This is a genomic window from Clostridium sp. UBA4548 (assembly GCF_002387895.1).
In the GTDB taxonomy this organism is placed as follows: domain Bacteria; phylum Bacillota; class Clostridia; order Clostridiales; family Clostridiaceae; genus Clostridium_J.
This window is the reverse complement of sequence record NZ_DGLI01000045.1, coordinates 1-6,485: the sequence shown is the minus strand read 5'-3', so window position 1 is coordinate 6,485 and position 6,485 is coordinate 1. Positions and strand designations below refer to the sequence as shown.

Annotated in this window: 7 protein-coding genes; all 7 read left to right on the top strand. The window is 29.2% G+C overall.

The window, feature by feature from the left end; translation table 11 throughout:
* Positions 1–324 precede the first annotated feature (324 nt).
* The 7 genes from B3040_RS17140 to B3040_RS17110 all read left to right on the top strand — a co-directional run bounded on the left by B3040_RS17140 (position 325) and on the right by B3040_RS17110 (position 6,295).
* A complete protein-coding gene (locus tag B3040_RS17140; RefSeq protein ID WP_291576026.1) occupies positions 325–873 on the top strand; it encodes a hypothetical protein in 549 nt (182 codons plus the stop codon).
* Positions 874–1,209: 336 nt separating this feature from the next.
* Positions 1,210–1,875, top strand: coding sequence for an HD domain-containing protein (locus B3040_RS17135; RefSeq protein WP_291576024.1), 666 nt, complete (start codon positions 1,210–1,212; stop codon positions 1,873–1,875).
* Positions 1,876–2,104: 229 nt separating this feature from the next.
* The gene (locus tag B3040_RS17130) at positions 2,105–2,560 is read left to right on the top strand and encodes a DUF2383 domain-containing protein (RefSeq protein WP_414632547.1); all 456 of its coding nucleotides are present in this window, start codon (positions 2,105–2,107) and stop codon (positions 2,558–2,560) included.
* Positions 2,561–2,622: 62 nt separating this feature from the next.
* Entirely contained in the window at positions 2,623–3,450 is an 828-nt protein-coding gene (pdaB, locus tag B3040_RS17125) for a polysaccharide deacetylase family sporulation protein PdaB (RefSeq protein ID WP_291576018.1), read from the top strand.
* Between the two features lie 240 nt (positions 3,451–3,690).
* Complete coding sequence (locus B3040_RS17120; protein ID WP_291576016.1) at positions 3,691–4,968, top strand: cytochrome c biogenesis protein/redoxin; 1,278 nt, start codon at positions 3,691–3,693, stop codon at positions 4,966–4,968.
* A gap of 152 nt (positions 4,969–5,120) precedes the next feature.
* Positions 5,121–5,537, top strand: a complete 417-nt coding sequence (locus B3040_RS17115) for a winged helix-turn-helix transcriptional regulator (protein ID WP_291576014.1) — start codon at positions 5,121–5,123, stop codon at positions 5,535–5,537.
* Between the two features lie 308 nt (positions 5,538–5,845).
* Entirely contained in the window at positions 5,846–6,295 is a 450-nt protein-coding gene (locus B3040_RS17110; protein WP_414632546.1) for an MORN repeat-containing protein, read from the top strand.
* The last annotated feature ends 190 nt before the right edge of the window (positions 6,296–6,485 follow it).

Here is a 6,485-nt window from a genome sequence, read left to right as displayed (position 1 = left end):
CTGTGCAATTTTGAAAGAATAATACATACAAAAAACACTAAGTATTTACTTAGTGTTTTTTATTTTTATTAAAAACGTATAATGGTATAGGCTAAGGGGGAATATTAAAAGTTTAAGTTATAATAAACCATTAAAGAAGAGGAGTATTGAGGAATTATAAATTATTTATTTTCTTAAATAAATAATTTAGCATAAGATATAAATGTTATTGAAATAAAAAACAAGTCATTATTTCTTGAAAAAACGTGGAAATAAAAAAGCAGATAGGGTGCTCACTTTCCATAATCTCTCATATAATAAAATAACAATATGTGGAGGTTTAAAATGTATAAAAATGCTTTTAATAATTTATATTGGGGATTTTTCTTTACTATGCTAGACTTTAGAATAAATCATTTTGACATATTACCAGATATAATTGGATATATATTATTTTTTATAGGTCTTGGAACACTTGCCTTAAGTAGCGAGTATTTTAGAAGGGCTAAAACTTTAACTATACCAATGATAGTTTTGTCCATTCCAGCAATTTATGAAAGAAAAATAGCAATCAATAGTGCAAATTTAGGATCTATATTAGGCTTAAATTTACTAATAGGCATTGCTTCCTTGGTAATAAGCATAATCATTGTATATGATATTTTTCAGGGGATTAGGGAATTATCCCTTCAGCGAGGAGCACAAGAAATAAGTTTTGAAGCAGAAGATAGATGGGTGCAATTTATTTGGTTACAAGTAGCGGTAATTGGTGCTTTTATAGTGATTTTTATTCCATTTATAAATTTAATTTACGCTATAACAATATTGGTTGCAGCTATAATTTTAACTATAAATATATTAAAATTAATGAAGAAGTGTGGAGACTTCCTATAGGAGTTTTTAGTGCATAAGCTGAGAAATTACTTTAATACATTTTGATTTAAAGAAGAAAATTTAGCAGATAAGAATTTTTATTTTAACTAATATAGGCTAATACAATGAAAAACTAGCGAGAATTGAAACTTGCTAGTTTTTTTATATGTAATAAGTATAGCTTAAGTCAAGCAGCAGAAGATATTATTATAAAATAAATGAACAAACATATAAAAATATGGAATGATATTAAGGGAAATTTATAAAAAATAATAGAAGTAGAATAACTATAAGAAAAATAAAGAATAATAAATCTATTTAGTAAATACTAATTACTTACTATAAGGATGTGAAACTATGCCATTAATAACTTATGAGGACATTAAGAGTAATGAAGAATTTAGGACTTACATTGAAATGGGTGACGAACATCTTGGTGTGATAGGTTATACAAAACATGATTTTGGTCATGTTGGAAAAGTAGCAGATACAGCTGGGAAAATATTAAAAGAACTCGGATATAGTGATAGAGAGGTGGAACTTGCCAAAATTGCAGGATATATTCATGATATTGGAAATATGGTGAATAGGGACGAACATGCACAGACAGGAGCTTGTCTTAGTTTTAATGTTTTAAAGACTTTAGGCATGGATCCAAAAGAAATAGCCCTTGTAGTGTCTGCAATAGGAAATCATGATGAAGGAACAGGAAATCCTATAAACCCTATTTCTGCTGCACTTATTCTAGGAGACAAAGCTGATGTAAGAAGGTCGAGAGTAAGAAATAATGACTTTTCCACCTTTGACATTCATGATAGGGTCAACTATGCAGTAAAAAAGGCGGTTGTAAGAGTAGATGGAGAGGAAAGAACTGTACAATTGGACCTAGTAATTGATCCCACTATATGCTCAATTATGGAATATTTTGAGATATTTATAAATCGCATGATTTTATGCAGAAAGGCAGCAGAATTCCTTTATAGTGAATTTCAATTAACTATAAATGGAGCAAAAATATTATAGGAATACAGGGATTTAGTTATTAACATAAATAACTTACAAAAATCACTTTGAAAGATTGAAGTGATTAACTTAGATTTTATAATACTGAAATTAAAGGCATTAAAGGACTAAGTAATAAGGGGATTTAAAACTTTAAGTGAAATATAGCATAAGATTGATAATCTATCTTTTAAAATTGCAAAAAGTAGCATAATAGAAAGTGTAAAAGTTAAAAATAAATTGAGGTGATATTAAAATGGAAACAAATACTGATATTAAAAGTACTAATAAGTTTTTAAGAGGAATTCATATGGGTGGAGCCATTTTTAAGGATTATTTAGATAAGGCAGAGGACATGGAGCTAAAAGAAGAACTTGTTCATATTATAGAATCCTTTAAAACTCATGAGGAAGCAATAACAAATAGAATAGAACACCTAGATGGAAATGCTGTTGATACACTTGGAGTTATGGGAACAATGGCAGAGTTTTTTGAGAAAATAAAACTTATCCCTGTAAATACTGATTTAGAGGTTTGTGAAAGAGCTATTAAAGCTATGGAAATGGGTATATATCAAGGTGAAAAGTTTATTGAAGAAAATAATAATTTAGATCATAGCATTATGAAAGAAGTTAAGGCTGTTGTCAAAGATTATGATAATCATTTAAGACGTATAGAAAAGATTATGAATAAATATAAGCAATAGAGAAATTCTAATGCTATCCTATCATTGATAAGGAGCTGAAGGATAATATGAATTTACTTAAGATGAAACTCACTAAAAAAAAATCATTGCGGTTGATTCAGATAGTAACACGTGGTTTAGCAATACTAATTGGAATAACTACCTGTATAAGCTACCCAGCGATGGCTATTGACGAAAAGTATTATAGCTCTCTAAATTTTACAGAGTTACAAGAAAAGGATTATAATTTTAAAAAGGAAGCTATATATAGGGTAGCAACAGAAGAGAAGAAGATATCTTTAACTTTTGATGTAAATTGGGCAGATGAGGAGCAGCTTTATAAGATTTTGAATATTTTAGATAAGCATAACGTGAAAGCTACATTTTTCATAATGGGAAGGTGGATTGTTTATCCCGATAATGAGAATGTAGATAAGTTAAAAGAAATTCATAAAAGAGGTCATGAAATAGGAAATCATAGTTACAGTCATGCTGACTTTAAAAACATTAATGAACAAAAAATGATTAAAGAAATAAAGGATGCTGAAAAAATAATAGAAGATACCATTGGAGTTAAGACAGAGCTATTTAGATTTCCAAGCGGACATTATAATGAAAATGGAGTAAGGGTAGCTAATTCACTAGGGTATAGGCCTATACAATGGGATGTAGATAGTATAGATTGGAAGCAACTAGGGTTAGATAGAGAATATAATAGAGTAATAAAAAATGTAAAGCCAGGATCTATATTGCTATTTCATAATAATGGTAAATATACTCCAGAAAATTTAGAAAGGCTTATTCCTGAAATTCAAAGTAAGGGCTATGAATTTGTAACAGTAAATCAGCTATTATATAAAGATGGATTTTATATTGATAGTGAAGGTGTACAAAGATTAAGGAAGGAATAAAAGATAAGAATTTCTTATGAAGGCTAAAAGATAAGTGATCCAAATAAAATAGGTTTGAATTATTGTAGAACTAATAGCAACATTATTAGTTCTATTTTTTTTTATGTATAAAAAAATAAACTTTACTTTTTTAGTTATTAGTATTAGATAAATAAAGTTACTTTATTTTAAAAAGTAACTTTATAAAGTAAAGTAACTTTGGTATACTATAATTAAACTAATTATAAAGGAGGTTATTTAGTGGAGTTTTCAAAGTTGTTATTAGTTTTTGTAGAGGGATTACTATCCTTCTTATCACCTTGCATAGTACCAATTTTACCGGTGTATATTAGTATACTTTCTAATAGCTCTGAAATGGACTTTGAAGGTAAAAAGTTAAGCTTTGTAAGAACATCCTTGTTTAAAAATACAGTTTTATTTATTTTAGGGATTTCATCTACCTTTTTCATTTTAGGTGCATCAATTAATGCACTAAGTCAATTTTTCTTGTCAAATAAAGAAGATATTATAAGGATTGGTGGTATTATAATAATCCTTATGGGGCTTTTTTATATGGGGTATTTGAATATTCCTTTTCTACAAAGGGAAAAAAGATTTAGTATGAATACTAACAATATGAATCCAATTACAGCATATGTTTTAGGACTTACATTTAGTTTTGGTTGGACACCTTGCGTAGGACCTATGCTTGCATCTGTACTTATTATGGCATCAGGAGCTAAAAGTGCGCTAGCAGGGAACTTAATGATAGTGGTATATGCCCTAGGATTCACTATGCCTTTTATAATCTTTGCAGCATTTTATAAAACTATGATTAAATATTTGGATAAGATTAAGAAATATATGAATGAAATTAAGAAAATAGGTGGAATTATTTTAATAATTTCGGGGGTTATCATGGTTTTAGGGGGAGCGGATAAGGTTCGAGGGTATATGTATGAAATGTTTTCAAATCCTTCAAAGGTAGTAGAAGACCAGGCTCAAGTTAATGAATCTCAAAGTAACAGTGAAGAAGGTAAAGAAAGTGCTCAAAACAGTAATGAAGGCAACAATTCGTCTATAAACACAGAAAACAGCACAAAAGATCCCTTGATTGCTCCAGACTTTAAATTGAAAGATCAGTATGGGAAGACCCATAGTTTGAGCGACTATAAAGGAAAAGTTGTATTTTTAAACTTTTGGGCAACTTGGTGTCCTCCATGCCGTGAGGAGATGCCTAATATTGAGGAGATTTATAAAAAGTATAATAATAATAAAGACGAGATTGTAATTCTTGGTGTAGCTATGCCTAACATTGGTAGAGAAGGTTCTGTAGCAAGTATAAAGAAGTTTTTAAAAGAAGAAGGATATTCTTTCCCAGTAGTTTTTGATGAGGACGGCAGACTTATTAGTGATTATTTTATTAATGCATTTCCTACTACTTATATTATTGGAAAAGACGGTAGAATAGTTAATTATATACCTGGAGCTATGGATAAGGACGTTATGGAGGCAGTAATTAAAGAAGGGTTAAAATAATAGTTTAATTCTGTATAGAAAGTGTGGAATTTAGCTTATAATTAATCAAGGGGAAAAGTATCAACTAGTAACTGATTAAATATTTTTTATTTAATCAGTTACTTATATGTGTAGCTTAAGAAAATAATTAGTATTACAGGAGATGGTTTAATATGAAGGGAAACTATGACTTTAAGTGCAATCTGGCAAAGACTTTAAATATTGTAGAAGATAAGTGGACCTTATTGGTTTTGCATAGAATTTCAAATGGGAAAAGCACCTTTAAGGAGCTACAAGAAGCACTTACACCTATACCCACGAATATATTATCTAAAAGATTGAAAACTCTTGAAGAAAATGGACTTATAAAATCTGAACTATACACTGAGCATCCACCTAGGTATGAGTATATACTTACAGCAAAGGGCCACGATTTCAGACATGTATTTAATTCTATAATAATTTGGTCAAACAAGCATATAAATGGTTGCGATAAAAATGTGAAACATGAGAAATGTGAAACGGATGTTGAAGTTAAGTATTATTGCAAAGATTGTAATGAGTTTGTTGATGATATAGTAGTAAAGTAGGAAACTGTAAAATTTACAGGAGGTTAACAGGATTCAATTAGTGGTAGTGATTATTTCACATTTGATAGTGTTTATAAAATAAAGACTCTACACATACTATGAAAGAACATGAAATACTATTATAGTAAGGTTAGTATAAATTCATGATAAGTATAGATAAGTTAAAATAATAGACGGAAATTGTCCTTGATTAATACATTTTAAATATACTATTAATAAGAAACGCATTGACACTAGTAAAATATACAAATATAATGAAAGTGAAAATCATATTCAATCACATTGTAAAGGTAAGGGTGAAATATATTATGGAGATAAAGAAATTTGAAATAAATAAGGCTGAGGGAATTAAGATTAATGTTAAACAAACTGAACATATTCATGGTGGCAAGTACGTCGGAGAAAAGTTAAATGGAAAAGCCCATGGAGAAGGAACTTATTTTTATGAGGATGGAAGCAAATATGTAGGACAGTGGAAAGATGACATGATGGACGGAGATGGAATCTTTACATGGAATAGTGGAGAAAAGTATATTGGCTCATGGAGTAAAGATTTAAAGCATGGATACGGAACATATACTTGGCCAGATGGAGAAAGTTATACTGGGCAATGGAAAGAGGATTTAAAACATGGAGATGGAATATATATTTGGTCTGATGGTGGTAAGTATATAGGTCAGTATACGGATGATGTTGAAGCAGGTCATGGAATTTATATTGAACCTAATGGGCAAGTGAAGTATTTTCCAGAGAACTAAAATAAATTAAACATTGTCTAAGTATATTTATAGATATAGGAGTAACTTTAATTGCAGTTTAAATGCTATGAGAATTATGAAAGTTGATTAAATAATTACTAATATGAATGTTTCTTGAGAAATAAGTAGAATAAAGGCTAGAACTTTTGCTTAAAAAGTTCTAGCTTCATTTTTGAGTCTGTAAAATAAT